Origin of the sequence: Mesorhizobium sp. YC-39, assembly GCF_025753795.1 — a bacterium.
GTDB lineage: Bacteria > Pseudomonadota > Alphaproteobacteria > Rhizobiales > Rhizobiaceae > Mesorhizobium.
The window spans coordinates 191,602-215,395 of record NZ_JAOWPS010000002.1; the positions used below are offsets into that span (position 1 = coordinate 191,602).

Sequence of the window (23,794 nt, forward strand, 5' to 3'; positions counted from 1 at the left end):
GGCGATGCTCACAAATCTCTTTTCCGCTCACGCGGCACGGCGATGGTCGACGTCCCCGGAGCGCGTAGCGTCCCCGGAGCGCTTAGCGTCTCCGGCCCGCATGGCGTCAAGGACCGATGGCCCGGAATCACCCGGGCCATCGGTCCTGCTTCGCGCAATATAGGGTGTCGCGGACTTTTCGCCGACAGGTTCGTTTGACGATCCTGACGGCGCGGTGTCAACGACCCGGATCTTCGCGCCCGGCCTGACCAGCCTGATGATGCGGCGCACCAGCGAAGGACGGCTGTGGTCGGGCACGGCGCGTGAGAAGTCGACATCGGGCAGCATGCCGCGATGCGGACGCCGGCGCGTCTCGGCGTGGACCGCCGACGAATAGGTTTCGCCGATCAGCAGCGCCCAGGTCGCCATCTTGCGCTCGTGCAGGCTTCTTGAACCGGGTATTTTATAGGGATCGAACATTGGTCCGTCCTCCATGTGAAGATGCGATAAAAAGGGTGAAGCAAGCTCGACCACCGGCATTCGGCCAAAGGCAGGGATGGCGTCGGCGTGCATCGCTTCAGTCCGGACATGACGGCGAGCGTCAGTCCGGACAGATCCAGGTGGGGCGTCGAGCCCTTTTTGCCGTTTGAAAAACATCGCAGGATTCCTTCGAAGACCGAAAAAGGTTTCGGCAAAGAATCGGTGCGATCGTGTCTAAAAAGTCAGGAGAATCGTCGTACCGAAACCGCCGGCAGGCAGGTAAGCCCACAAGAGGGGCGCTGGATGTGCATGGTCATCATCATGAATTACCCCTCCTTCGGTTCGGGTTGACAATGAGAGGCGTATACTCGACTTCGCAGAAAATGGCCACCCGCAGGTCCAGGAATTTCCAAAACCGCGAAATGCCTGTGGCCGATCTGCCACTTATTAGGAAGACGCGGAAATGAACGACCGTCTCCGCATCGCGCTCTACCAGCCTGATATCGCCGGCAATACCGGAACAATCCTGCGCTTTGCCGCCTGCCTCGGGCTTGACGTCGACATCATCGAACCGGCCGGCTTCCCGATCTCCGACCGCTCGCTGAAACGGGCTGGCATGGACTATCTCGAAATGGCGGCGCTGACCCGGCATGTCGACTGGCAGGCCTTCGAAAACTGGCGCCGAAGCGAAGCGCGGCGGCTGGTCCTGCTGTCGACCAAAGCCGCGACCGCCTACACCGATTTCGCCTTCGCCGCCGGCGACATATTCCTGTTCGGCCGCGAATCCGCAGGCGTGCCGGATTCTGTCCACAAGGCGGCTGATGCGCGATTGACGATCCCGATGCAGCCCGGCGCGCGCAGCATCAATGTCGCGCTTTCCGTCGCCATGGTGGCCGGCGAAGCGATCCGGCAGCTTGGCTAATATCTGCAGATTGTTGGCGGGCGTCACGATCACGGCCGCTTTCTGGCCGGCGACCGCGCCCTCTCTTGTCATTTTCACCCAGGCGCACATCGCCTTCTCCTGCGGTTTGCATGTCCAGGGTTTCTTGGTTACAAGCTCAACTTAACTTGAGGTCAAGCGGAAAAATTCGAATGGCTCCGGTAACGGAATTGACGGTCGGTCAAGTGGCGGCGCGCAGCGGGGTGGCGGTATCGGCGCTGCATTTCTACGAAGCGCGCGGACTGATCCGCAGCCACCGCACGTCCGGCAATCAGCGGCGCTACGGGCGCGATGTGCTGAGACGCGTGGCGATCATCAGGATAGCACAGGAGGTCGGCATCTCGCTGGCCGAGATCGGTGCGGCGCTTGAATCGCTGCCTGAAGGCCGCACGCCGACGCGCGAGGACTGGAATCTGCTTTCAACGGCTTGGCGCGACGAGCTCGATCAGAAGATTAGCCAACTGAAGAAGCTGCGCGACGGGCTGACCGACTGCATCGGCTGCGGCTGCATGTCGATCGACAAGTGCCCGCTGAGGAACAAGGACGACCGGCTGGCAAGGGAAGGGACTGGGGCGCGGAGGTTAATTGCACCCTGAATGGAATGCGACGCGACAAAGGAGGAAACGTCTGTGCTAGGACACCTAATCCAAGCAGAAGAAGAGACACAACTCATCACTATCTACCGGATCGACTCTGGCGGCATGCCAACCCTCTATACCTCCGTTAGCTTCGAGGAGGCGCGGAAAATGGGCCTGGAAAAATTCGGCAAACTGCTTGGCGAGAACCTAATCTTCGACTCTCCAAAATTGCGCGATCTATTCTCGTCGTGACAGCGGTCAATCCGCGGCCGGCAACCGCCTGATGGTGAATTCGATGAGGTCGCCCGGCCGTTCGAACCAGCTCTCGATCTCGGTCCAGTAGGCCTGCTTGGGAAAGCGCTCGAACCATTCTTGTGCCTTGAGACGCGCATCGGGGCGCGGCAGCACGAAAGTCTCGCGCAGGAAGCCGTCACGCGGCATGCGCTCGCGCTCGGCGCGCGAACGATCGAGCCTTTTCTTCAAGCCATCCAGCGGCGGTCTTGCCGGGGTGCGCATGAAAGAACTCCTAGAGCAATTCCAGGAAAAGTGCGTAGCGGTTTTCCGTCCGGAATTGCGTAAAAACAAATACCTAGAGCGGGTCGGCGATTCTATCAAAGCTGAACCGCTCTAGGGCCTGAACCAGATGAGACTTGACCCTTGCCCCTAAGAGATTAGGGATCGCGCCCGGAAAAGACGAGTCATTTGTCGGCTGCAACTGGAGACAACATTTGGAACGACCTGAAATACCCGTGGGGCTGCCGGCCGACATCGAACAGAAGAAAATGAAGGCCAGGCTTTGGTTTGAGACTTTGCGCGAACGCATCTGCGCCGCCTTCGAGCAGATCGAGCAGGACCTGCAGGGGCCGCTGGCCTCGTGGTCGCCCGGCCGCTTCGAGAAGACGCCGTGGGAGCGAGACGAAGGCCGCGGCGGTGGCGGCACCATGTCGATGATGCATGGCCGGGTTTTCGAGAAGGTCGGCGTCCACACCTCGACGGTCTATGGCGAGTTCTCGCCGGAGTTCAGGAAGCAGATGCCGGGTGCCGAGGAAGATCCCAGCTTCTGGGCGAGCGGCATTTCGCTCATCGCCCATCCCTGGAACCCCAACGTGCCGGCCGTGCACATGAACACGCGCATGGTCGTCACCTCGCGCCAATGGTTCGGCGGCGGCGCCGACCTGACGCCGGTGCTCGACCGCCGCCGCGTCCAGGACGATCCCGACACGCTTGCCTTCCACCGGGCCATGCAATTCGCCTGCGAGAAGAACGCCGGCGTCGCCGACCATGTGAAATTCAAGGCCTGGTGCGACGAGTATTTCTACCTGCCGCACCGCAACGAGCCCCGCGGCACCGGCGGCATCTTCTTCGATTGGCTGCATTCGGGCGAGGACAAGGGCGGCTGGAACGCCGATTTCAACTTCGTCCAGGATGTCGGGCGGTCTTTTCTCGTCGTTTACGGACACCTCGTTCGGGCCAACTTCAATGACAACTGGACCGACGGCGACCGCGACGAGCAGTTGATTCGCCGTGGCCGCTACGTCGAGTTCAACTTGCTTCACGATCGCGGCACCATCTTCGGACTGAAGACCGGCGGCAATGTCGCCGCGATCCTGTCCAGCCTGCCGCCGGAGGTAAGGTGGCCGTAAAATAATGGTGAGCGGGGCGTGAACCGCATTCGGGTCGCATTCGCCGAATCTTGACGCGCAATGTGGCGCTACGAATATCTTTTTCGTCTAATACACAATTGAAACAATTGGATTATCTGTCGTTTCCGGGCCGGGAAACGTCGGCGGTTCTCTCCTCCTCTGGAACCGCGACCCGACGCGACCGGACGGCCCATAATTGAGTGGGGCACCTGCCCAAACGGGTGCCCTCATTTTCCAGGAGAGCATGCCATGCGCAAGCTTATTATGACGGCTGCGGCTGCCGCCGTTCTCGCCTCTGGTGGCGCCGCGTTCGCCGCAGTCAAGCACACCACGGGCACGGTCAAGACCTATGATGGAACGGCTATGAGCCTTGTTCTGGATGACGGATCTACCTTTACGCTGTCCAAGACCTTCAAGGATCCTGGCCTGAAGGCCGGCGAAAAGGTCCGCGTTTCGTGGGACATGAGCGGCAAGAACAAAGTTGCCGAGGCAGTCAAGATCGTGAAGTGATGGCCTGCCCGCTGGAGCAAGACACAGTCTTGTCTCCTGGACAGCGTAAGAGGGGCGGAGCAGCGCTGCTCCGCCTTTTCTGCCCTTTCGGATGACCCCGACCAGGATCCCAGTGATGCCCGCGCTGCTATGCAACTGATTCCACCGACATGTGTTATGCTAGTCCTTCAACGAGAAAAGGGAGAAATCCAATGAAGGAATTTCAGTGCGGGTCGCTCGTTCCCGGCTGCGAGTGGCATACGCGCGCCGGTGAGGAAGCTGAAGTCATGCGCCGTGCCGTCGAGCATATGCGCGAGACGCATGGCGAAACGGTTATCCGCGAGACGATGATCGAGGCGATCCGTTCGCGAATCCAGAAGGTCCGAGACGCGGCCTGATCCTGCTTACACCTCAAGCGCTTTTGCGGCGCGCTTGAGCAGCGCGCCGCGGTCGAGCGCAAAGCCGGACTCGACCCATTCCCTTTCGAGATTTTTCAAGGTTTCGCCGAGTTTGGGTCCCGGCGATGCGCCAAGCGCCGTCAGATCGGCGCCCTTGAGCGGAAAGTCTGGCTTTTGCCATTTTCCGGCGTATGCAAGAAGGCGCGAAAAGCCACCTGCTTCGAGCAGCGCGTCATTGTCCTCGACCGCCCGCGTCCGCGCGGAAGCGAGCGAAAGCCGCAGACGGTCCACAAAACCTTGACGGTCGCCACGGTAGAGTTTCTTGGCGAGCTCCGCTTCGCTGAGCTTCGGCTCGACGGCATCCGTCAGCGCCCAGTGGCGCAAGCGCTCCGCCTCGCCGCCGGAGAATTTCAGCCGCTCGGCGAGCGTCTTCATGCGCTGGGCGTCCGGCGGCACGATCGCTTCCAGCCTGAGCAGCGGGTCCGGCGTCCAGCCCAGATCCTTCTCGCTCCTGGTCAGTCCGTGAATGGCGTCGATGCCCCATTTCTCGCTCTCCGGCAGGACGCTGCTGAGCACGCTGGCCTGGCGCATCCACAGCAAGGCGCGCGACGGATCCGGCGCCGACAGGAGCTTCTTCAGTTCGGACCAGATGCGTTCGGCCGAAAGCCGGTCGAGCCCTTCCTTGAGCCGGGCACAGGCCTTCAGCCCTTCGGCATCGGGCCGGCCGTCGCCATACCAGGCGAAGAAGCGGAAGAAGCGCAGGATGCGCAGGTAATCCTCGCGGATGCGGGCTTCCGGGTCACCGATGAAGCGCAGCCGGCGCGCTTCGATGTCGGCGATGCCGCCGACCAGGTCGACGACCGTGCCGTCGGCTTCGGCATAGAGCGCGTTGATGGTGAAATCGCGCCGCTGCGCGTCTGCCTTCCAGTCGCGCCCGAACGAAACCTTGGCGCGCCGCCCGTCGGTCTCGATGTCGGCGCGTAAAGTGGTGACTTCATATGGCTTCCCACCGGCGACGACCGTTATTGTGCCGTGCTCGATCCCGGTCGGCACCGCCTTGAAGCCCGCCGCCTCGGCTCGGCGGATGGTCTCCTGCGGCAGGCAAGTGGTGGCGATGTCGATGTCGGCGACCGACTGGCCGATGAGCGTGTTGCGCACCGCGCCGCCGGCGACACGCGCCTCTTCGCCGTCCTCCGCCAATATGGCCAGCAGGCGCTGCAGATGCTTGTTGCCGAGCCAGTCGGCCCTGCCCGCGAGGGACACGCTGCCGCTCACGTATAGAGCCTCTCATAGAGTGTCCGGATGATGCCGGCGGTGACGCCCCAGATGCGTTGCCCGCCATAGGGCATCTCGTAGAAGAACCATTCAAGATCGTTCCACATGCGGCTGTCCCTGGTGTGGTTGGCCGGGTCCATCAGGAAGCGCAGCGGCACTTCGAAGGCGGCGTCGACCTCTTCGGAATTCAGCGTCAGGGAAAAGCCCGGCCGCACCATTGCCAGCACAGGGGCGATGCGATAGCCGCTGCCTGCGACATAATCGGGCATGCGGCCGATGATCTCGATCCGGTCCTGGCCGAGCCCGATCTCCTCGAATGTCTCGCGCAGGGCCGCCGCTTCGGGCGTGGGATCGGTCGGATCGATCGTGCCACCGGGGAAGGCCACCTGCCCTGAATGATTGCGCAGCTTCTCCGCCCGCTTGGTTAAAAGGACCGTGGCGTCGCGACCATGGTCGACCACCGGGATCAGCACGGCGGCATCGCGCAGCGCTTTGACCAGCTTCATCCTGGGATGACCGGGGTTGAAGCGATGGTCGCCGAAATCGTCGCCGGCATGGGCTTGCGGCTGTGCCGCGACGCGGGCGCGAAAATCCTCGGCTGAAAACGGCGTGGGCGTCACCTGGTCCATCATCTGTTGTCCGTCACGCGCTCAGCCGATTGAGCTTTTCCGCCGGCATGATCGGGTAGACCGCGCCTTTCGAACGCACGGCAAACATCCTTCTGCCGTCGATTTCGATCTCTTCGCCATGCTCGACCAGCTCGTACATCACTGGTCGCGCCACCAGCGCTTCCAGCCGCCCGCGCACCAGAACATAGGGTTTCAGGCCACCGGTCGCATCCTCGTCGACGAAGCGCAGCGGATGGCCAGGCCCGGCCTCGACCACATCGCCGACGTTGGTGCGAAAGGTGATGATCTGCCCGTCGCCGCGACCGGAAACATCCATCTCGACGGCGACGAAGGGTGCATCGACGACACGGATGCCAACCCTTTCCACTGGCGTCACCAGATAGGTCCTGCCGTCTTCGTCCTTGCGCAGCACCGAGGAAAACAGCTGCACCAGCGGCATGCGACCGATCGGCGTACCCAGATAGAACCAGGTGCCGTCCTGCTTGATCTCCATGTCGAGATCGCCGCAGAAGGTCGGATTCCAGCGCTCCACCGGCGCCGGGCCCTTGCCCGCGCGGGTCGCGCGGGAGACGAGCGCTTCCAGCCCCCGCGCCTCGGTAGCGGCCGTCAAACTATCCTGGCGAAGGTCGGTGCGTTCCGTCATGGTCACGAAATAGTCACTGTTGTTCCGCTTGTCAGCCTAAGTCTGTGATTTAAGTTCAAAGAGGCACGCCACGCGAGGCCGAATCGCGGCATTCTGCGGCACTGTGAGGTGCAAGCCGGTATTTCCAACCAGAAGGATCGATGCTGCATGAGCGTGATGATCAAGGAAAGCCCGATCAGCGAGAAGGACATGATCGCCGATGCCGAGAAGGCGCTGGCCGACATTTCCAGGGTTCGCGAGGGCGTTGGCCGCGTCATCTTCGGCCAGGAAAGCGTCGTCGAGCGCACGCTGGTGGCGCTTCTGGCTGGCGGCCACGCGCTGCTGGTCGGTGTGCCAGGCCTCGCCAAGACCAAGCTGGTCGAGACGCTGGGTATCGTACTCGGCCTCGATTCCCGCCGCATCCAGTTCACACCCGACCTGATGCCGTCCGACATTCTCGGCTCCGAGGTGATGGAGCAGGATGAATTCGGCAAGCGCTCCTTCCGCTTCATCTCCGGACCGATCTTCGCGCAGCTTTTGATGGCCGACGAGATCAACCGCGCCTCGCCGCGCACCCAGTCGGCGCTTCTGCAGTCGATGCAGGAATACCACGTCACCATCGCCGGCGCCCGTCATGACCTGCCGGCGCCCTTCCACGTGCTGGCAACGCAGAACCCGCTGGAGCAGGAAGGCACCTACCCCCTGCCGGAGGCGCAGCTCGACCGTTTCCTGATGCAAGTCGACATCCTCTATCCCGACGTCGAGGCGGAGCGCCGCATCCTGCTGGAGACCACCGGCGTCGAGGACGCGAAGGCGCAGAATGTGCTGCAGCCGGCACGGCTGAAAGAGATCCAGACCCTGATCCGCCGCATGCCGGTACCGGAAAGCGTCGTCGAGGCGATCCTCACGCTGGTGCGCTCGGCGCGCCCCGGCCAGGGCAATGCCGAGACCGACAAGCATGTCGCCTGGGGCCCTGGCCCGCGCGCCAGCCAGGCGCTGACACTGTGCGCCCGCGCCCGCGCCCTGTATGATGGACGGCTGGCGCCGTCGGTCGACGATATCAGAGCACTGGCCGAGCCGGTGTTGCAGCACCGCATGGCGCTGACCTTCGCCGCCCGCGCCGAGGGTACGACTGTGCGCGACGTGGTGGCGAAACTGGCAAAAGGTATCTGATGGGGCGCATAGGCGAGGTCCAGGCACCGGCTGCGACGCGCGACGCGCTCGCCCGTGGCCGGTTGCGAGCCTCGCTGGTGCCGGATCTGCTGGTCGAGGCGCGCCGCATCGTCAACACGGTGATTGCCGGCTGGCATGGCCGCCGCAAGCGCGGCATCGGTGAGAATTTCTGGCAGTTCCGGCCCTATGTCGAAGGCGATTCCTCGCGCATCGACTGGCGCCGCTCGGCCCGCGACGATCACACCTATGTGCGCGACCGCGAATGGGAGGCCGCCCATACGGTATGGCTATGGGCCGACCCCTCGCCCTCCATGCTCTACAAATCGACCGGAGCGACCGTCTCCAAGGAATCGCGCGCGCTGGTGCTGGCGCTGGCCATGGCCGAGCTTCTGTCGCGCAGCGGCGAGCGTATCGCCTGGCCGGGCCTGACCGATCCGTTCACCGCCCGCAACGGCGCCGAGCGCATCGCCGCCCAGCTCACCCATGCCTCCGGCCTGCCAGCAAAGCCGGACCTTTCCGGCATCCGCCGCTTTTGCGACATCATCCTCATCAGCGATTTCCTCGACTCGGTCGAGGACACCATGGCCTGGCTCGACGTGCTCGCCCGCCATGGCGTGCGTGCCCATCTGATCGAGGTCGCCGACCCGGCCGAAGAGACCTTCCCCTATGCCGGCCGCACCGAATTCACCGATCCCGAGACCGGCGAAAAGCTGACCGCTGGCCGCGCCGAAACGCTGGGCGATGAATACCGCCTGCTCTACACCGCGCGGCGCCAGGAGCTGGCCGGCTGGTGCAAGCGGCTCGGCTGGAGCTTCACCGTCAACCACACCGACCGCCTCGCCTCCGAGGCGCTGGTGCGCATCCACATGGCGATGACCGCCGGTGGCGGTCATGCCGGGCTGACCGCAGGTCATGCCGGGCCGGCCGCTGGCGGCCATGCCGGAAGGATCAGCGCATGAGTTGGCTGCCGCTTTCCTTCGGCGCGCCCATGGTGCTGTGGGGCCTCCTGGCATTGCCGGTGATCTGGTGGCTGTTGCGGCTCACCCCGCCCAAGCCGCAGACCGAGACTTTCCCGCCGCTGAAGATCCTGGCCCGCGTTTTGAAGCGTGAGGAGACGCCGCATCAAAGCCCGTGGTGGCTGACGCTGCTCCGGCTTTTGATGGCGGCTCTGGTCGTCGCGGCACTTGCCGAACCCGTCTTCAATCCACGCGAAAAACTGCCGGCCGAGGGCGCAGCGCTCGCATTGGTCATCGACAATGACTGGGCCAGTGCCGCCGACTGGGGCAAGCGCGTCGCCACCGCCGAGCGGCTGATCGCCGATGCCGGGTCCAATGGCGTGCCGGTCATCATCGCCTTCACCGCGGAAAAGCCGAATGCCGAGATCGGCCCCTTCGACGCTGCCGCCGCGCTCGACCGGCTGCGCGCGGCAAAGCCGCGGCCGATCCCGACCGACCGCCCGGCCGTCTATGCCCGCGTCGCTGGGACGCTGGAGAGCTTGCCAGGCGCCAGCGTCGCCGTGCTCGCCGACGGTCTGGCGGCGAAAGGCGACGAGGCCGCCTTCAACACGCTTTTATCGAAGAACGCGGCGCGTGTCGTCTGGGCCGTCTCCGACCGGTTGACCTTGACCGGGCTGACCGGCGCCGACAACCAGGTCGACGGCTTTGCGCTGACTGCCATCCGCGCGCCGGGCGACCCGGCGCCGGCTCAGGTGACCGCCGGCGCTTTCGACGACAAGGGCCGCCGCATCGCCGACGCGACGCTGACCTTCGCGCCGGGCGAGGCCACCGCCACCGGCACGATGACGGTGCCGTTCGAACTGCGCAACGACTTCGCTTCGATCGCGCTCGACGGCGAGCGCCAGGCCGGCGCCGTGCGGGTGCTCGACGAGAATTCCAAGCGCCGCCGCGTCGGGCTCCTGTCGCAGGCCGAAGCCGATCAGGCGCAGCCGCTTCTGTCGCCGCTCTACTATATCAGGCGCGCGCTGCAGCCCTTCGCCGATCTGGTCGAACCGTCAAGCGCCGACCTCGCCGACGCCATCCCGCAGCTCCTCGACCAGAAGCCGGCGATGATCGTCATGGCCGATATAGGCATCATTCCCGAGCAGGTGCGGCAAAGACTGGTCGACTGGGTAGACAATGGCGGCACGCTGGTGCGCTTTGCCGGTTCACGGCTGGCCGCCGCCGGCAATGACGACGACCTGCTGCCGGTCCGCTTGCGCACCGGCGAACGCTCGCTTGGCGGCGCGCTGTCATGGACGACCCCGCAGCCGGTAACGGAATTTCCGAAGACCGGCCCCTTCACCGACCTCGCGCCGCCCGCCGAAGTCACCGTCACCAGGCAGGTCCTGGCCGAGCCGACGCCCGACATCGTCGAGCGCACCTGGGCCACGCTGGCCGACGGCACGCCGCTGGTGACCGGGCTGAAGAAGGGCAAGGGCACGCTGGTCCTGTTCCATGTCACGCCGGAAGCGACATGGTCGAGCCTGCCGATCTCCGGCAGCTTCGTCGAAATGCTGCGGCGCATCGTGCAGCTGTCGCGCAATCAGGGCGCGGCGGTCGCCAATGCCGAAGCCGCCGCCACCTCGCTGGCGCCCTATCGCATGATATCAGCCGATGGCACGCTGGTGCCGCCGACACCCGATGCAAGGCCGCTGGTGCCGGGCGCCGGCCCGCTGCCGGTGACGTTCGAGAACCCACCCGGCCTCTACGGTTCCGAAACCGGCGTCTTCGCCCACAATCTGCTCGAAGGCGGCAGCACTTTCGCACCGCTGGTCCGCCCTCAGATCACCGTGCCGGTCACCACCGTCCAATACGCCTTCGATGAATCGCATGATCTGAAAGGACCGCTGGTGGCGGCGGCTCTGGCTTTGATGGTGCTCGACACGCTGGCCGTGTTCTGGATGGGCGGCCTGTTCTCGCGCCGGCCACGCCGTGCCCGGACTGCGGCAACCGCGGCCGCCCTGCTGATTGCGCTCGGCGCCTTGCTCGGCCACGCCGACATCGCCCGCGCCGACGATGCAAAGCCCGGCGACACCCAGGCGATCGAGGACATTTCGAAGACCAGGATCGCCTATGTGCTGACCGGCGAGCCCGGCGTCGATTCGATCAGCCGCGCCGGGCTCGAAGGCCTGACCCGTTTCCTGATCGAGAAGACCGCGCTCGAACCCGGAGCGCCGGCCGGCGTCGACATCTCCAAGGATGAACTGTCCTTCTACCCGCTGATCTATTGGCCGATCGACTCCACCGCCCCGATGCCGAGCGAGGCGGCGATCGCCCGCATCGACGCCTATATGCAGCAGGGCGGTACGGTTCTGTTCGACACGCGCGACCAGTTCGCCAACGGCATCGGCGCCGATTCGACCAGCCCGGCGACAGAGCGGCTGCGCGACATCCTCGGCAATCTCAACGTGCCGCCGTTGGAACCAGTGCCGTCGGACCACGTGCTGACCAAGTCCTTCTACATCTTGCCCGAGTTTCCCGGCCGCTTCGCCGGCAGCCCGCTCTGGGTCGAAGCGTCGCTCGAAGCCAGCAACACCGAGAACCGCCCGGTGCGCACCGGCGACGGCGTCTCGCCGATCATGATCACCGCCAATGACTTCGCCGGCGCCTGGGCGGTCGACGAGAATGGCGACCCGCTTTTGCCGACCGTGCCGTCGGACCCGATGCAGCGCATCTATGCGCTGCGCGCCGGCGTCAACATCATGATGTACATGCTGACCGGCAACTACAAATCCGACCAGGTGCATGTGCCGGTGCTGCTCGAACGGCTGGGGCAGTAAGCCATGAACTGGTCGCTCTCTCTCGAACCGCTTCTCTCCTGGCCGCTGCTTGGCCTGGTGCTGGCGCCGCTGTTGCTGCTGGCGCTGGTCGGCTTGTGGTTTCGCCAGCGCGGCTCGGTCTTTCGCTTCGCCGCCCTGCTCGCGCTGGGCGCCGCCCTCGTCAACCCGGTGTTCCTCGACGAGGAGCGCGAGGCGCTGAAAAGCGTCGTCGCCGTCATCGTCGACCGCAGCCAGAGCCAGGACATCGGCGAGCGCACCAAGCAGACCGACGAGGCGCTGGCCGGGCTTCAGCAACGCCTCGGCCGCTTCAAGCAGTTCGACGTGCGCGTCGTCGAGGCCGGCAAGTCGGAAGCCGCCGACGAGCGCACCGAAACCAGGCTGTTCGGCGCGCTTGAAGGCGCTTTCCGCGACGTACCGCCTTCGCGCATCGGCGGCGCCATCATGATCACCGACGGCGAGGTGCATGACGCACCCGCCGGCACCCCCGACTTCAACGCCCCGCTGCACGCGCTGATCACCGGCAACGACCACGAGAAGGATCGCCGCATCCGCTTCGAGAACGCGCCGCGCTTCGGCCTGGTAGGCAAGCCGCTCGACATGACCTATCGCGTCATCGCCACCGGTAACCAGGCCGGCCAGGTCGATGTCCGCGTCTCGGTCAATGGCGAGCAGGTTGCGGTCGAGCAAGCCACCATCGGCCAAGCCATGCCGTTGCAGGTGACCATCCCCGGCGCCGGCCGCAACATCATAGAACTCGCCATCGACCCCGAGCCGGGCGAACTGACCGACACCAACAACCGCGCCATCGCGCTGGTCGACGGCATCCGCGAGAATTTGCGTGTGCTGCTCGTCTCCGGTGAGCCGCATGCCGGCGAGCGCACCTGGCGCAACCTCCTGAAATCCGACGCCTCGGTCGATCTCGTTCACTTCACCATTCTGCGGCCGCCGGAAAAGCAGGACGGCACGCCGATCAACGAATTATCGCTGATCGCCTTTCCGACGCGCGAACTTTTCGTCGAGAAGATCAAGGATTTCGACCTTATCATCTTCGACCGCTACCAGCATCGCGATGTGCTGCCGATCCTCTACTACGACTACATCGCCGAATATGTCGAAAAGGGCGGCGCGCTGCTGATCGCGGCCGGCCCCGAATATGCCGGCGAAAGCTCCATTGCCCGAACGCCTTTGATGGCGGCACTGCCGGCGATGCCGACCGGCGAAGTCGTCGACAAGGCATTTTATCCGCGCCTCACCGATCTTGGCCAGCGCCATCCGGTGACGCGCGGGCTCGACGGTTCGGCGACCGACCCGCCGCACTGGAGCCGCTGGTTTCGCACCATCGGCGTCGAGAATCCTGAGGGCGAAGTGGTGATGAAGGGCGCCGACAACCGGCCGCTGCTTTTGCTTGACCGCAAGGGCGAAGGCCGCGTCGGCATGCTTCTGTCCGACCAGGGTTGGCTGTGGGCGCGCGGCTTCGAAGGCGGCGGCCCGCATGTCCAGCTCTACCGGCGCATCGCCCACTGGCTGATGAAGGAGCCCGAACTCGAGGAGGAGCGGCTGACCGCCGACGGCCGCGGCATGATGCTGGAAATCCGCCGCCAGACGATGAGCGATGATCCCGGCCCGGCCCAGGTCATCACGCCCTCCGGCAAGGCGCTGATCGTCAAGCTCGAAAAATCCGAGCCCGGCGTTTTCCTAGGCAGTATCGAGACCAGCGAGATCGGCCTTTATCAGGTCGGCAATGGCAATTTGACCGCCCTTGCCCATGTCGGCCCGGTCAACGCGCCGGAATTCTCCGACGTCATCTCCACCGAGAACCGGTTGAAAGCACCGACCGAGGCCACCGGCGGCAGCGTGCGCCGGCTGGCTCCGTCATCGACGCTTGGCGGCCTCGCCAGCGGCGTGACGCTGCCTTCGATTGTCCCGGTTCGCTCCTCGGGCGCGGCCGCCGGCAACGACTGGATCGGCTTGCGCACCACCGACGACAGCGTGCTCAAGGCGGTGTCGCGCGTGCCGCTGTTCGGCGGCTTCCTTGGCCTCGGCCTGTTGCTGCTGGCGATGGGCTCGATGTGGTACCGCGAGGGAAGATAGTGTTCCTTACTCCTCCGGCTCCGTCGTGAACATCAGCGGATAGCCCTTGGCTTTGCCGGCATCGGTCGCCCGCGCCGCCTTGGTCTCGGCGACGTCCCTGGTGAAGACGGCGACGACGCAGACACCGCGCTGATGCGCGGTGATCATCACCCGTCGCGCCTGGTCTTCGCTCAGCTTGAACTCGCCCTTCAGCACCGTCACCACGAATTCGCGTGGCGTGAAATCGTCATTGACCAGGATGACCTTGTAGAGCTTTGGCCGTTCGGTCTTCGGTTGCGTCCTGGTGCGGGGTTTTGTCGTGATTTCAGGCATCGGAACCGACAGTTGCATGCGAGAATGTCGCTGTCACTCTGGCACGGGCGAAAGCGATCGTCCATTTTGAACGGCGTGCAAACGACCCTCAGGGCAGCCGCGGCCATTCACAAATCTGTGGTCTATGTGGGAACTGTCGGCTGTGGTTCAACGGCCCTGACGGCCGAAGCCGCGGCCAGCCGGAAATTGCCGCGCAGTCGGGACGGGCGACGCGCTTTTCCTCGGTCCGGCCGCATCCATCCGCCGTTCCAGCCAGGCAACGACAGGCCATGCGACAAAGCAGATCAGCACCGTGCTGGTGAGCACAATGAGCAGCATGGTCTGCCAGGTGGTGATGTAGTCCCAATCGGTGGAGATCGGAGGCGCAAACAGGACCGGCTCGATGCGCCCGCTGGCCGGATCTGGAACCGGGCTGGCGGTCAACTGGATCAGTACCCTGGCCAGCGCGGTGACCACCAGGCCGCCAATGACCATCGAGCGCAGAATGGACGAGGGCCGCTTGTTCATGCGGATGTCTCACCGGGTCGGCATTGCGATCGGAGTTGGCTCAACGGTGCTTATGAACGGTGCCGAGGGGCGGGCTCGACCCGGATCTGGCCTTCCCACGCAAGAAAGACGACCGCTCCAGGCAAATCGCAACTGGAGCGGTCCTCTCATGGGGCAAGAGATGTCCCCGGTCAGGATCAGGCCTTCGGAGCCGCCTTCGGGGCAGTCTTCTTGTGCTTCTTGACCTTCTTGACGATCTTCTTGGCAGCGACCTTCTTCACGGCCTTGGCCGGCGCAGCGGTGGTCATCGTGGTCGTCGTGGCCGCGGTCGTGCCAGCAGCGTTGGCGCTGGTCGTGCCGAGGACCGGCATCGAGAAGGCGAGCGCGATGGCGAGACCGAGAGCGGAGAGGAGGGACTTTTTCATGGCTTCACTTCCTTTTTTCTTGCAGATCGAATTTGAGCGTCACTGAACGGGGTCGATCGGTGTCACTCCAAGCAGCTTCAAAGCATTTGCGAGCATCCGGATTCCCTGTGCCTGTTTCTTGCTGGCGCAGTACCGGTTTCCCTTTCTTTGAAGTGCCTTCGCCGCGGTGACCTGCGTTGCCGTGGCATGGGTTTCAAGGGCTTCGTCGAATTGACGGCTCAGATCGCTGCAACGCTCGCTGCGGGTGATGGCCGCCTTTGTGTCGGCCACCTTTGCATCGGCTACCTTTGCATCGGATTGTTCGACCGCGGCCGCGACGAGCGAAATGCCGAGCAACGCACCCATCAGGCTGATCGAGAACCTTTGCATTGGTTTGTCCGTAATCCCGTAACGTTTGTCGCAGCCGATAACCTGACCGCCACGACACCACTTATGCCTTTGTTTTTTTTCGGGAGTTTTTCCGAACTGTAGAATTTTGTTTCTGGATTGTTTCTGTCGAATCCGCTTTTGGGCCTGACATCGCCACTGGCCAACATATGGCCTGGATTCTATCGTGTGGGTGATGCGCGAATGAGCGCTTGAGCGATCCACCATGGCAGGTTTTCCGTGAAATCCGACGCACACATACTGATCGTCGACGACGACAAGGGCATCCGCGACCTGCTTCAGGAGTTTTTCCAGAAGCGAGGGCTGCACACCTCCGTCGCCGCCGACGGGACCGAGATGGAAACCATCCTGCGCCGGGTACAGGTGGACCTTATCGTTCTGGACGTCATGCTGCCCGGAAAGAGCGGGCTGGAGCTCTGCCGCGAGCTTCGCGCCAATTATGCGACACCGATCATCATGCTGACTGCGGTCAACGAGACGACCGACCGGGTGGTGGGGCTGGAGATGGGCGCCGACGACTATGTGCCCAAACCCTTCGATCCACGCGAGTTGCTGGCGCGGATCCGCGCTGTGCTGAGGCGCAACGGCGCCGCCGAGCCGCGCCGCCCCACCTCGAAACAGATCTACCGTTTCGCCGGCTGGACGATGGACTTCTCGCGCCGCCGGCTGATGGCGCCGGGTGACGTCAGGGTCGAGCTGACGATGGCGGAGTTCAACCTCCTGCAGACTTTCGTCAGGAGTGCGCAGCGCGTGCTGAGCCGCGAGCAGCTCATCGAATTGTCGGGCGGCGACAGCGGCTACAGCTTCGACCGCAGCGTCGACATTCTGGTCAGCCGGCTCCGGCGCAAGATGGAGGACGACCCCAAAACGCCGAAGCTGATCCTGACCGTGCGCAGCGGCGGTTATCAGTTCCTGCCCGAAACGACGTCCGAATGAGACGCATCCTGCCGCAGACCCTGCCGGTCTGGGTTCTGCTCATCGTCATTGCCGGCTTGCTGATCAGCCAGGTCGCGACCCTCTACATCGTCTCGCGCGACCGCGCCGCCGCCAATGATGTGGTCGATCTCTACCGGCTCAACGACCGTGCCTTCTCGCTGGTGCAGTTGATGCATGACGCGGCGCCTGAAGAACGCAAGGCCATTGCCTCCGGCCTGTCCAACGCAACCTATGCGCTCACCGTGTCGGATACACCCGCTGTCATCTCGTCGATCGCCGGCGATGACGAGCTGGCCGAACTGGAAGACATATTGGTCGGGCGGCTGTCCAAATTCGGCGTCACCGACGCACGCGTCCGGCGCGACCCGGCAACGCGCGAAGCCGACGATGCCGGAGGCCAGGTCGATCATCGCGATCTCGGCCAGGTCGAGCGCGACCTCCTGGTGCTGGCGGCCGATTTCGCCCAGAGCGACAAGCTGACGGCCTCGCTCCGCTTCGCCGACGGCCAATGGCTGAACTTCACCGAGCCGAATACGCCGGTCGGCCCCATATTGAGCGTTGACAGCCTGCCGCTCTATGCCCTGATCGCCGGGCTGGTGGTGGTCTCCTCGATCTGGTCGCTGCGCCGGCTGACCGCGCCCTACCGGATGATGGAAACCGCGGTGAAGCGGATCGGCAACGACCTCAAGAGCCCGCCGATCGCCGAGACCGGCAGCCGCGAGGTCCGTACCGCCGCCAGGGCGGTCAACGCCATGCAGGCGAGGCTGCGCGACTATGTCGAGGATCGCGAACATCTTGCGGCGGCACTGGCGCATGATTTGCGCACGCCGCTGACCAGGATGCGGCTGCGTCTCGAACTGCTGAGGAAAACGACCGCTCGCGAGGCGCTGGCGCATGACCTTGCCGATATCGAGGAGATTGCCAGCTCGGTCATCGACTTCGCCACCTTCGAGGTGACCGAGGAAAAGAGCGAGAGGATCGATTTCTGGTCGCTGGTGGAGTCGATCGCCGACGGCTTCGAGGAAGTCTCCTTCGACAATGAGGATACGCGCTCGCGCGGCCTGATCTGCATCGCGCGCCCGGTTGCGCTGCGGCGCTGCGTCACCAATCTCGTCCAGAACGCCGTTACCTACGGCAAGAAGGCGCATCTCAGCCTGCAGCAATCGGGCAAGATCATCACGCTGGCCATCCGCGACGAGGGGCCGGGCATTCCGCAGGCCGAGCTCGACGCCGTGTTCGGCTCGTTCGTGCGCCTGGAGCAGTCGCGCAACCGCCAGACCGGCGGCCTCGGTCTCGGCCTGACCATCGCCCGCAACATCGCCCGTGCCGCCGGCGGCGAGGTCAGCCTGTCCAATCACCCCGGCGGCGGCCTGCTGACCGAGTTGAGATTGCCGCTCGCGGCATAAGGCCGGCCTGGTGAAAATTACCTTCTCAACACCGCGCTCAGCACGTCCCTGATGCCGATGGCGCCGACGAAGCGCGACTGGTCGTCGAACAGCGCCACCGGTGCCGTCTGCGAACGGTGCATGGCCAGCATCACCGTCTTCAGCGAGGTGCCGGGGTTGGCCCAGAACACCTGGGCGGCCTCTTCGGGCTGGCCTTCGACATCGGCGCAGGAGACCCACACCGCCGGCTTGCCGTCGCGTTCGGCCGCCGCCACCAGCCCGTGCTCGTCGATCTTGAAGCGCGTCGTCTTGCGCCGGTCGAGCCATACCCAGCCGTCCTTGCCGTGTTCGAGGTCGCGGCGATCGCGCATCACGTTCCAGGCCGTCAGGACGGATAGCGGATTCACATTGGCAATGAAGTCGCGGACATAGTCGTTGGCGGGTCTGAGCACGATGTCTTCCGGCGCGCCGGTCTGCACGATGCGCCCGCCCTCCATGATGGTGATGTGGCTGCCGATCTTCAGCGCTTCCTCGAGATCGTGGCTGACGAAGATGATGGTCTTCTTCAGTTCGGCCTGAAGCTGCAGCAACTCGTCCTGCAGTTTGGTCCGGATCAGCGGGTCGAGCGCCGAGAAAGGTTCGTCCATCAACAGGATCGGCGCTTCGGTGGCAAAGGCGCGCGCCAGCCCGACGCGCTGCTGCATGCCGCCGGAAAGCTCATGAGCGTATTTCTTCGACCACTGGTTCAGATGGACGAGCTCCAGCTGCTTCTTGACCCGCGCCTTGCGCTCGGCTTCCGGCATGCCGGCGAGCTCGAGGCCGAGGCCGACATTCTCCTCCACCGTGCGCCACGGCAGCAGGCCGAACTGCTGGAAAACCATCGCCACCTGCTTCTGCCGCAGCCTTCTCAGCGTTGCCTCGTCGCAGGTGACGACATCGACCGTGCCGTCGCCGTCCTTGACCAGGACCTGGCCGCGCGAAACGACGTTCAGCCGGTTGACGGCTCTGAGCAGGGTCGACTTGCCGGAGCCGGACAGGCCCATGAGCACGGAAATCTCGCCCTCATGCACCGTGAGACTGGCCCCTGCGCAACCCAGCACATTGCCGGTCTTTTCGAGGATCTCGGCCCGGGTGGCGCCGCTGTCGATGAGCGCCAGTGACCCGGCCTGGTCGGCGCCGAAGACGATATCGACATTCCTGAAATCGACGGCGACGGTCATTTCTTGCCTCCAACGCCAATGCGGGTCATCCGGTCGAGCACGATGGCGAGAACGACGATGGCCAACCCGGCCTCGAGCCCGAGGTCGATGCGCCGCGAACCGAGCGCCCGGTTGATTTCGGTACCGAGGCCGCCGGCGCCGATCAGGGCCGCGAACACCACCATCGACAGCGACAGCATAATCGACTGGGTGAGCCCGGCCATGATGGTGGGTAACGCCGAAGGCAGCTCGACCTTCCACAAAAGCTGCCTCTTGGTGGCGCCGAAGGACTCACCGGCCTCGATGATCGATTTCGGCACCGAAGTGATGCCGAGATGGGTGAGCCGGACCGATGTCGGGATGACGAAAATGATGGTGACGATGAGGCCGGGCGCGTTGCCCAGCCCGAACAAGGTCAACACCGGGATCAGGTAGACGAAGGTCGGCAGCGTCTGCATCAGGTCGAGCACCGGCAGCATGAAGCGGTAGACCTTCGGCTTGTGCGCGGCCCAGATGCCGAGCGGCACGCCGATGGCCATCGAGGCGGCGGCGGCGGCAACCACCAGCACGAGCGTCTCCACCGTCTGCTTCCAGAGGTTCTGGTTGAGGATGAACAGCAGTCCGATGAAGACGGCGAGCGCCAGGCCTTTCGAACGCTGCAGGAAATAGGCAAGCAGCGCGATCAGCGCGATGAGCAGAACGGGTGGCAGCAGCAGCAGCCCGTCCACGATCCCGTCGAGCAGGAAATTGAGGCTGTTGGAAAAGGCCCTGAAGACCGTGTTGAAATTGTCGGTGAGGAAGGTGAAGAAGGCCTTTCCCCAAGGGCCTATGGGGATTCTGTGGCTTTGGTCGGCCAGGAATTTTGAAATCGGATCCATCTTCCCCTCTTCCGTTGGCGCCGTCCTTGCCGGACGGTCATCTTGTCACAGGATATGAAAAAGGGCAGCCTTTTCTACAGCGGCTGCCCTTCTTAATCCGGTCACACCGGATGCAAAGTCGGCTCAGCTTCCGAGTGCGGTCTTGACCGCCGCGGCCGCGTCGCCGCCGTCGAAAGTGGTCACACCGGCAATCCAGGGTGTGACCGCGTCCGGGTTTTTCTTCAGCCAGTCGGTGGCGACCGTGTTGGCGTCGCCGCCCTTGAGGATGGCGTCCATCATCTCGCCTTCCATGTCCAGATTGAACTTCAGATTGGCGATGAACTTGCCGGCGTTCGGGCATTCGGTCATATAGCCCTTGCGCACATTTGTGCTGACGGTGGCGGCGCCGAAGCCGCTGTCGCCCATGCCTTCGAGATAGGTGATCTTCATGGCGCCCATCACCGGATGCGGCGTCCAGCCGAGGAAGGCGATCCATTCATTGTTCTTCATCGACTGCTCGGCCTGGGTGAGCATGCCGGCCTCCGAGGATTCGACCAGTTCAAAGCCTTCGAGATTGTCGGCCGGGTTCTTGATCATGTCGAGGATGATCCGGTTGCCGTCATTGCCGGCCTCGATGCCGTAGATCTTGCCGTCGAACTTGTCCTTGAACTTGCCGAGGTCGGTCAGCGTCTTGACGCCGGCGTCCGCCACATAGGTCGGCACGACAATGCCATAGCCGGCGCCGCTGAGGTTTTCGCTGACGGTCTCGACCGAGCCATCGGCGGTGTAGTCCTTGATGTCATTGGTCATCGACGGCATCCAGTTGCCGAGGAAAACGTCAAGATCCTTGTTCTTCAGCGACGCATAGGTCACCGGCACCGAAAGCTGGATCACCTGCGGCTCGTAACCAAGCGCGGTGAGCAGCACCGAGGCGACGCCGGTCGTCGCCTGGATGTCGGTCCAGCCGACATCGGAAAGACGCACCGCCTTGCAGCTTTCCGGATCGCCGGCGAAAGCTGCGCTGGTGGACAGAAAAGCCGCCAGGCCAAGGCCGGCGGCGAAGGAATTCATGCGCGACATAGTTATTCTCCCATTTCGATTCTTTGGCGAAGCGGATTTCTTGCGCCGCCTTTGTTTCATCAGCCAAACACCATTCTGGTGCAGTTTCAAGCACTAAGGCAATCACGATCAACGGCGCGGGCTGGCCGATCAGCGACACGCTTGCCGCTTTTTAAGCAGGAATTTCTCCGGTCAGGCAGGAATTTCTCCGATGAAATGCCCTTTTCTGGTGGAATGTCGGGACGCCCCCTCCCCGCGCCAGGACAAGTCGGCTTAAAAGGGCGGCATGGCCAAGCTTTACTTCCACTATGCGACGATGAATGCCGGCAAGACGACGATGCTCTTGCAGGCGTCGTACAATTACCGCGAGCGCGGCATGACCACGATGCTGTTCGTCGCCGGCCACTACCGCAAGGGCGATACCGGCCTGATCTCGTCGCGCATCGGCCTGGAGACGGAAGCCGAGATGTTCCGCGATGGCGATGATCTGTTCGCTCGCGTCGCCGAGCATAATGACCATACGACAGTGCATTGCGTCTTCGTCGACGAAGCGCAATTCCTCGAAGAGGAGCAGGTGTGGCAGCTCGCCCGCATCACCGACCGGTTGAACATCCCGGTCATGTGCTACGGCCTGCGCACCGATTTCCAGGGCAAGCTGTTTTCCGGCTCGCGCGCTCTTCTGGCGATCGCCGATGAATTGCGCGAGGTGCGCACCATCTGCCGCTGCGGCCGCAAGGCGACGATGGTGGTGCGCCTCGGTCCGGACGGCAAGGTGGCAAGGCAGGGCGAACAGGTGGCGATCGGCAAGGACGTCTATGTCTCGCTCTGTCGCCGCCACTGGGAGGAAGAAATGGGCCGCGCCGCGCCTGACGACTTTATCGGCTTCACCAAGGGCTGAAAGGCCTGACCGCTACCTATTCCGGTTTCATTCGCCTCCGATTACGATGCGTGCGGGGGCAACATGAAAATTCTTCAGTTCACGGTTGATTGTCCGTTTCCGCCGGTGTCCGGCGGTGAGATCCGGAACGCCGCCAATGCGCGGGCGCTCGCAGGGCTGGGCGAGGTTCTGATCGTTAGCTTCACCGGCGCGCCCGCGCCGGCGCTGCCGCCGAACATCCGGCACCGGATCATCGAGGCAGCACGCGGCCGCGGCCCCTGGCACAGACGCAGCCCACACCCGACCGTACATGTGATCCCGGCCGATGAATTGGCCGAAGCAGCCTCGATCTGGAAAGCGTTCGCGCCCGACCTCGTGGTGATCGAAGACATCGCACTTTCGCAATTGCTGGCGCTCGCGCATGAGCATGGCGGACAGACCGTCATCGACCTGCACAATGTCGATTCGCGCACGGTGGCGGACCGCATCGGCTCGCTGTCCCTATGGCAGCGCTGGTGGCGCTTTCGCGAGCACCACCGCAGGATGGCCCAGGCGCGCGAAGCCGATATCCTCGCCGTCAAGACAGCCGACCAGGTCTGGGTCTGTTCGGAGGCCGACCGGGCGGCGCTGGGACCGATCGATGGCATCAAGGCGTCCGGCAGCAAGGTGATCGACATCAAAGTGATCGCCAATCCCATCCCCGACGAGACCGTGCTTTCCCTGCCGATTGCCGCCCGGCGCTACGAAGAGCTCCGCCTCTGCTTCATCGGTCATCTCGGCTATTTCCCCAACATCGACGCGGTCAAGCAGATCGGCCGCAAGATGGTGCCACGCCTGGTGGCGTCCGGTCAGCGCTGGTCGATCACCGTCGCCGGAAAGAATCCGCGCGACATCGTGCGCCATGTCTGCGCAACGCACGGGCTGCATCTTGTCGAGAACCCGCCGCACGTGCCGGATCTGCTTGGCCGTGCCGGCTATGCGCCGATCCCGCTCAGGTTCGGCGGCGGAACCCGCATCAAGGCGCTGGAAGCGATGGCCGCGGGACTGGTCGTCTGCGCGACAGAAAAGGCTGTCGAGGGCCTTGGCCTCGAAGCCGGCACGCATTTCCTGTCCGGCCGCGACGCCTGCGAGCTTGCCGCGAAGATCACGGCACTCGCCGCGGAGCCGCAGCGCGCCGCCGCGATGGCCAACGCCGGCCGGGCCTTCGTCCGCGACAGGCATTCGCTGGCGGCTATCGAACAGGTAATCCTGCAGGCGCTCGAAAGTCTGGAGGCGCGCCGGCCGGGTTGAGCCTGTCTTCCGCAATCCCGCAGCATGCGGCGTTTGTTAAGGCCTGCTGCTTATTTTGGCAGCTTCAGCCAGAACTTGTCGGGATCAGCAATGTTTCGAGCCATTTCGTTCGCCGGTGTCTTTCTCCTTGCCGGCGTCCTTGCCGCACATGCCGGCGGCGATGCCGTCCTCGGCAAGAAGGTTTTCAACCGATGCCTGGCCTGCCACGAGGCTGCGACCGACCGCGACAAGGTCGGCCCGCATCTGATGGGCGTCGTCGGCCGCATCGCTGGCACCGCGCAGAGCTTCCTCAGCCGCTACTCGCAGGCGATGAAGGACGCGGGCGCCGCCGGCCTGATCTGGGACGAGGCGAACCTTGCCGAATATCTGCGCGCGCCCCGGCAAAAGGTCCCCGGCAACAAGATGGGCTTCACGGGCCTCACCAGCGACGACGACATCGCCAATGTCATTGCCTACCTGAAGGCAGATCCCAAGCCCTGAGCCTTTCGGTTCGGCTTGGCCACCGC

General features: G+C 64.0%; 27 protein-coding genes. 15 read left to right on the forward strand and 12 right to left on the reverse strand.

Annotation, left to right across the window (positions count from 1 at the left end; all coding sequences use genetic code 11):
• Positions 1 to 27: 27 nt before the first annotated feature.
• Positions 28 to 459 (reverse strand): hypothetical protein, encoded by a 432-nt coding sequence (locus OHD62_RS10410; RefSeq protein WP_263782549.1) that lies wholly within the window; start codon positions 457 to 459, stop codon positions 28 to 30.
• 87 nt (positions 460 to 546) lie between these two features.
• Between OHD62_RS10410 and OHD62_RS10415 the strand changes: the two genes are divergently transcribed.
• From OHD62_RS10415 to soxR, 3 genes are all read left to right on the forward strand, one after another.
• Complete coding sequence (locus OHD62_RS10415; protein ID WP_263782551.1) at positions 547 to 810, forward strand: hypothetical protein; 264 nt, start codon at positions 547 to 549, stop codon at positions 808 to 810.
• A gap of 112 nt (positions 811 to 922) precedes the next feature.
• On the forward strand, positions 923 to 1,381 hold the full coding sequence (locus OHD62_RS10420) for a tRNA (cytidine(34)-2'-O)-methyltransferase (RefSeq protein ID WP_263782552.1): 459 nt from the start codon (positions 923 to 925) through the stop codon (positions 1,379 to 1,381).
• A 170-nt stretch (positions 1,382 to 1,551) separates the two neighbouring features.
• Positions 1,552 to 1,995 (forward strand): redox-sensitive transcriptional activator SoxR, encoded by a 444-nt coding sequence (gene soxR, locus OHD62_RS10425; protein ID WP_263782553.1) that lies wholly within the window; start codon positions 1,552 to 1,554, stop codon positions 1,993 to 1,995.
• Between the two features lie 240 nt (positions 1,996 to 2,235).
• Here the strand turns inward: soxR and OHD62_RS10430 are convergent, their stop codons facing one another.
• Entirely contained in the window at positions 2,236 to 2,493 is a 258-nt protein-coding gene (locus OHD62_RS10430) for a hypothetical protein (protein ID WP_263782554.1), read from the reverse strand.
• Between the two features lie 212 nt (positions 2,494 to 2,705).
• Here OHD62_RS10430 and hemF point away from each other — a divergent pair, with 212 nt between their 5' ends.
• From hemF to OHD62_RS10445, 3 genes are all read left to right on the forward strand, one after another.
• Positions 2,706 to 3,620, forward strand: coding sequence for an oxygen-dependent coproporphyrinogen oxidase (gene hemF, locus OHD62_RS10435; RefSeq protein WP_263782555.1), 915 nt, complete (start codon positions 2,706 to 2,708; stop codon positions 3,618 to 3,620).
• A 249-nt stretch (positions 3,621 to 3,869) separates the two neighbouring features.
• Entirely contained in the window at positions 3,870 to 4,130 is a 261-nt protein-coding gene (locus OHD62_RS10440; protein WP_263782556.1) for a DUF1344 domain-containing protein, read from the forward strand.
• A gap of 191 nt (positions 4,131 to 4,321) precedes the next feature.
• Complete coding sequence (locus OHD62_RS10445; protein WP_263782557.1) at positions 4,322 to 4,507, forward strand: DUF1059 domain-containing protein; 186 nt, start codon at positions 4,322 to 4,324, stop codon at positions 4,505 to 4,507.
• 6 nt (positions 4,508 to 4,513) lie between these two features.
• Here the strand turns inward: OHD62_RS10445 and OHD62_RS10450 are convergent, their stop codons facing one another.
• Genes OHD62_RS10450 through OHD62_RS10460 form a run of 3 tightly spaced genes read right to left on the reverse strand, consistent with a single transcriptional unit; the run spans position 4,514 to position 7,054 of the window.
• Positions 4,514 to 5,782 (reverse strand): CCA tRNA nucleotidyltransferase, encoded by a 1,269-nt coding sequence (locus OHD62_RS10450; RefSeq protein WP_263782558.1) that lies wholly within the window; start codon positions 5,780 to 5,782, stop codon positions 4,514 to 4,516.
• On the reverse strand, positions 5,779 to 6,411 hold the full coding sequence (locus OHD62_RS10455; RefSeq protein WP_263783844.1) for a CoA pyrophosphatase: 633 nt from the start codon (positions 6,409 to 6,411) through the stop codon (positions 5,779 to 5,781). Before OHD62_RS10455 ends, OHD62_RS10450 begins: the two co-directional genes overlap by 4 nt.
• Positions 6,412 to 6,424: 13 nt before the next feature.
• The gene (locus OHD62_RS10460; protein ID WP_263783845.1) at positions 6,425 to 7,054 is read right to left on the reverse strand and encodes a DUF1285 domain-containing protein; all 630 of its coding nucleotides are present in this window, start codon (positions 7,052 to 7,054) and stop codon (positions 6,425 to 6,427) included.
• Positions 7,055 to 7,201: 147 nt separating this feature from the next.
• Between OHD62_RS10460 and OHD62_RS10465 the strand changes: the two genes are divergently transcribed.
• The 4 genes from OHD62_RS10465 to OHD62_RS10480 are packed head-to-tail and all read left to right on the forward strand — an operon-like array spanning position 7,202 to position 14,075.
• Entirely contained in the window at positions 7,202 to 8,206 is a 1,005-nt protein-coding gene (locus OHD62_RS10465) for an AAA family ATPase (RefSeq protein WP_263782559.1), read from the forward strand.
• Positions 8,206 to 9,165, forward strand: coding sequence for a DUF58 domain-containing protein (locus OHD62_RS10470; protein WP_263782560.1), 960 nt, complete (start codon positions 8,206 to 8,208; stop codon positions 9,163 to 9,165). The genes OHD62_RS10465 and OHD62_RS10470 overlap by 1 nt, the downstream gene beginning before the upstream one ends.
• The gene (locus tag OHD62_RS10475) at positions 9,162 to 11,984 is read left to right on the forward strand and encodes a DUF4159 domain-containing protein (protein WP_263782561.1); all 2,823 of its coding nucleotides are present in this window, start codon (positions 9,162 to 9,164) and stop codon (positions 11,982 to 11,984) included. Before OHD62_RS10470 ends, OHD62_RS10475 begins: the two co-directional genes overlap by 4 nt.
• A 3-nt stretch (positions 11,985 to 11,987) precedes the next feature.
• Entirely contained in the window at positions 11,988 to 14,075 is a 2,088-nt protein-coding gene (locus tag OHD62_RS10480) for a hypothetical protein (protein ID WP_263782562.1), read from the forward strand.
• Positions 14,076 to 14,081: 6 nt separating this feature from the next.
• Here the strand turns inward: OHD62_RS10480 and clpS are convergent, their stop codons facing one another.
• The 4 genes from clpS to OHD62_RS10500 all read right to left on the reverse strand — a co-directional run bounded on the left by clpS (position 14,082) and on the right by OHD62_RS10500 (position 15,667).
• On the reverse strand, positions 14,082 to 14,387 hold the full coding sequence (gene clpS, locus OHD62_RS10485; protein ID WP_263783846.1) for an ATP-dependent Clp protease adapter ClpS: 306 nt from the start codon (positions 14,385 to 14,387) through the stop codon (positions 14,082 to 14,084).
• 147 nt (positions 14,388 to 14,534) lie between these two features.
• Complete coding sequence (locus OHD62_RS10490; protein ID WP_263782563.1) at positions 14,535 to 14,894, reverse strand: hypothetical protein; 360 nt, start codon at positions 14,892 to 14,894, stop codon at positions 14,535 to 14,537.
• Between the two features lie 176 nt (positions 14,895 to 15,070).
• Entirely contained in the window at positions 15,071 to 15,298 is a 228-nt protein-coding gene (locus OHD62_RS10495; protein ID WP_263782564.1) for a hypothetical protein, read from the reverse strand.
• A gap of 39 nt (positions 15,299 to 15,337) precedes the next feature.
• Positions 15,338 to 15,667, reverse strand: coding sequence for a hypothetical protein (locus OHD62_RS10500; protein WP_263783847.1), 330 nt, complete (start codon positions 15,665 to 15,667; stop codon positions 15,338 to 15,340).
• A 237-nt stretch (positions 15,668 to 15,904) separates the two neighbouring features.
• On the opposite strand from OHD62_RS10500, the gene OHD62_RS10505 reads away from it, so the two are divergent.
• Both OHD62_RS10505 and OHD62_RS10510 read left to right on the forward strand, forming a co-directional pair.
• A complete protein-coding gene (locus OHD62_RS10505; protein WP_263782565.1) occupies positions 15,905 to 16,621 on the forward strand; it encodes a response regulator in 717 nt (238 codons plus the stop codon).
• Entirely contained in the window at positions 16,618 to 18,027 is a 1,410-nt protein-coding gene (locus OHD62_RS10510; protein WP_263782566.1) for an ATP-binding protein, read from the forward strand. The genes OHD62_RS10505 and OHD62_RS10510 overlap by 4 nt, the downstream gene beginning before the upstream one ends.
• A gap of 17 nt (positions 18,028 to 18,044) precedes the next feature.
• Here the strand turns inward: OHD62_RS10510 and choV are convergent, their stop codons facing one another.
• The 3 genes from choV to OHD62_RS10525 form a co-directional block, all read right to left on the reverse strand.
• Positions 18,045 to 19,226, reverse strand: coding sequence for a choline ABC transporter ATP-binding protein (choV, locus tag OHD62_RS10515; RefSeq protein ID WP_263782567.1), 1,182 nt, complete (start codon positions 19,224 to 19,226; stop codon positions 18,045 to 18,047).
• Positions 19,223 to 20,083: a choline ABC transporter permease subunit gene (gene choW, locus OHD62_RS10520; protein ID WP_263782568.1), complete on the reverse strand. Its 861-nt coding sequence runs from the start codon at positions 20,081 to 20,083 to the stop codon at positions 19,223 to 19,225. The genes choV and choW overlap by 4 nt, the downstream gene beginning before the upstream one ends.
• 123 nt (positions 20,084 to 20,206) lie before the next feature.
• On the reverse strand, positions 20,207 to 21,142 hold the full coding sequence (locus tag OHD62_RS10525; protein ID WP_263782570.1) for a choline ABC transporter substrate-binding protein: 936 nt from the start codon (positions 21,140 to 21,142) through the stop codon (positions 20,207 to 20,209).
• 265 nt (positions 21,143 to 21,407) lie between these two features.
• On the opposite strand from OHD62_RS10525, the gene OHD62_RS10530 reads away from it, so the two are divergent.
• The 3 genes from OHD62_RS10530 to OHD62_RS10540 all read left to right on the forward strand — a co-directional run bounded on the left by OHD62_RS10530 (position 21,408) and on the right by OHD62_RS10540 (position 23,768).
• Complete coding sequence (locus OHD62_RS10530; protein ID WP_263782571.1) at positions 21,408 to 22,019, forward strand: thymidine kinase; 612 nt, start codon at positions 21,408 to 21,410, stop codon at positions 22,017 to 22,019.
• Between the two features lie 63 nt (positions 22,020 to 22,082).
• A complete protein-coding gene (locus OHD62_RS10535; RefSeq protein WP_263782572.1) occupies positions 22,083 to 23,288 on the forward strand; it encodes a glycosyltransferase in 1,206 nt (401 codons plus the stop codon).
• A gap of 90 nt (positions 23,289 to 23,378) precedes the next feature.
• Positions 23,379 to 23,768: a c-type cytochrome gene (locus OHD62_RS10540; protein WP_263782573.1), complete on the forward strand. Its 390-nt coding sequence runs from the start codon at positions 23,379 to 23,381 to the stop codon at positions 23,766 to 23,768.
• Positions 23,769 to 23,794: the final 26 nt, after the last annotated feature.

What these genes read in the sequence shown, in the direction of transcription:
- OHD62_RS10410 (WP_263782549.1), bottom strand. Translation starts at nt 459, where the DNA reads ATGTTCGATCCCTATAAAATACCCGGTTCAAGAAGCCTGCACGAGCGC.
- OHD62_RS10420 (WP_263782552.1), top strand. Translation starts at nt 923, where the DNA reads ATGAACGACCGTCTCCGCATCGCGCTCTACCAGCCTGATATCGCCGGC.
- soxR (WP_263782553.1), top strand. Translation starts at nt 1,552, where the DNA reads ATGGCTCCGGTAACGGAATTGACGGTCGGTCAAGTGGCGGCGCGCAGC.
- OHD62_RS10430 (WP_263782554.1), bottom strand. Translation starts at nt 2,493, where the DNA reads ATGCGCACCCCGGCAAGACCGCCGCTGGATGGCTTGAAGAAAAGGCTC.
- OHD62_RS10440 (WP_263782556.1), top strand. Translation starts at nt 3,870, where the DNA reads ATGCGCAAGCTTATTATGACGGCTGCGGCTGCCGCCGTTCTCGCCTCT.
- OHD62_RS10445 (WP_263782557.1), top strand. Translation starts at nt 4,322, where the DNA reads ATGAAGGAATTTCAGTGCGGGTCGCTCGTTCCCGGCTGCGAGTGGCAT.
- OHD62_RS10455 (WP_263783844.1), bottom strand. Translation starts at nt 6,411, where the DNA reads ATGGACCAGGTGACGCCCACGCCGTTTTCAGCCGAGGATTTTCGCGCC.
- OHD62_RS10460 (WP_263783845.1), bottom strand. Translation starts at nt 7,054, where the DNA reads ATGACGGAACGCACCGACCTTCGCCAGGATAGTTTGACGGCCGCTACC.
- OHD62_RS10465 (WP_263782559.1), top strand. Translation starts at nt 7,202, where the DNA reads ATGAGCGTGATGATCAAGGAAAGCCCGATCAGCGAGAAGGACATGATC.
- OHD62_RS10470 (WP_263782560.1), top strand. Translation starts at nt 8,206, where the DNA reads ATGGGGCGCATAGGCGAGGTCCAGGCACCGGCTGCGACGCGCGACGCG.
- OHD62_RS10475 (WP_263782561.1), top strand. Translation starts at nt 9,162, where the DNA reads ATGAGTTGGCTGCCGCTTTCCTTCGGCGCGCCCATGGTGCTGTGGGGC.
- OHD62_RS10480 (WP_263782562.1), top strand. Translation starts at nt 11,988, where the DNA reads ATGAACTGGTCGCTCTCTCTCGAACCGCTTCTCTCCTGGCCGCTGCTT.
- clpS (WP_263783846.1), bottom strand. Translation starts at nt 14,387, where the DNA reads ATGCCTGAAATCACGACAAAACCCCGCACCAGGACGCAACCGAAGACC.
- OHD62_RS10490 (WP_263782563.1), bottom strand. Translation starts at nt 14,894, where the DNA reads ATGAACAAGCGGCCCTCGTCCATTCTGCGCTCGATGGTCATTGGCGGC.
- OHD62_RS10495 (WP_263782564.1), bottom strand. Translation starts at nt 15,298, where the DNA reads ATGAAAAAGTCCCTCCTCTCCGCTCTCGGTCTCGCCATCGCGCTCGCC.
- OHD62_RS10500 (WP_263783847.1), bottom strand. Translation starts at nt 15,667, where the DNA reads ATGCAAAGGTTCTCGATCAGCCTGATGGGTGCGTTGCTCGGCATTTCG.
- OHD62_RS10510 (WP_263782566.1), top strand. Translation starts at nt 16,618, where the DNA reads ATGAGACGCATCCTGCCGCAGACCCTGCCGGTCTGGGTTCTGCTCATC.
- choV (WP_263782567.1), bottom strand. Translation starts at nt 19,226, where the DNA reads ATGACCGTCGCCGTCGATTTCAGGAATGTCGATATCGTCTTCGGCGCC.
- choW (WP_263782568.1), bottom strand. Translation starts at nt 20,083, where the DNA reads ATGGATCCGATTTCAAAATTCCTGGCCGACCAAAGCCACAGAATCCCC.
- OHD62_RS10525 (WP_263782570.1), bottom strand. Translation starts at nt 21,142, where the DNA reads ATGTCGCGCATGAATTCCTTCGCCGCCGGCCTTGGCCTGGCGGCTTTT.
- OHD62_RS10530 (WP_263782571.1), top strand. Translation starts at nt 21,408, where the DNA reads ATGGCCAAGCTTTACTTCCACTATGCGACGATGAATGCCGGCAAGACG.
- OHD62_RS10535 (WP_263782572.1), top strand. Translation starts at nt 22,083, where the DNA reads ATGAAAATTCTTCAGTTCACGGTTGATTGTCCGTTTCCGCCGGTGTCC.
- OHD62_RS10540 (WP_263782573.1), top strand. Translation starts at nt 23,379, where the DNA reads ATGTTTCGAGCCATTTCGTTCGCCGGTGTCTTTCTCCTTGCCGGCGTC.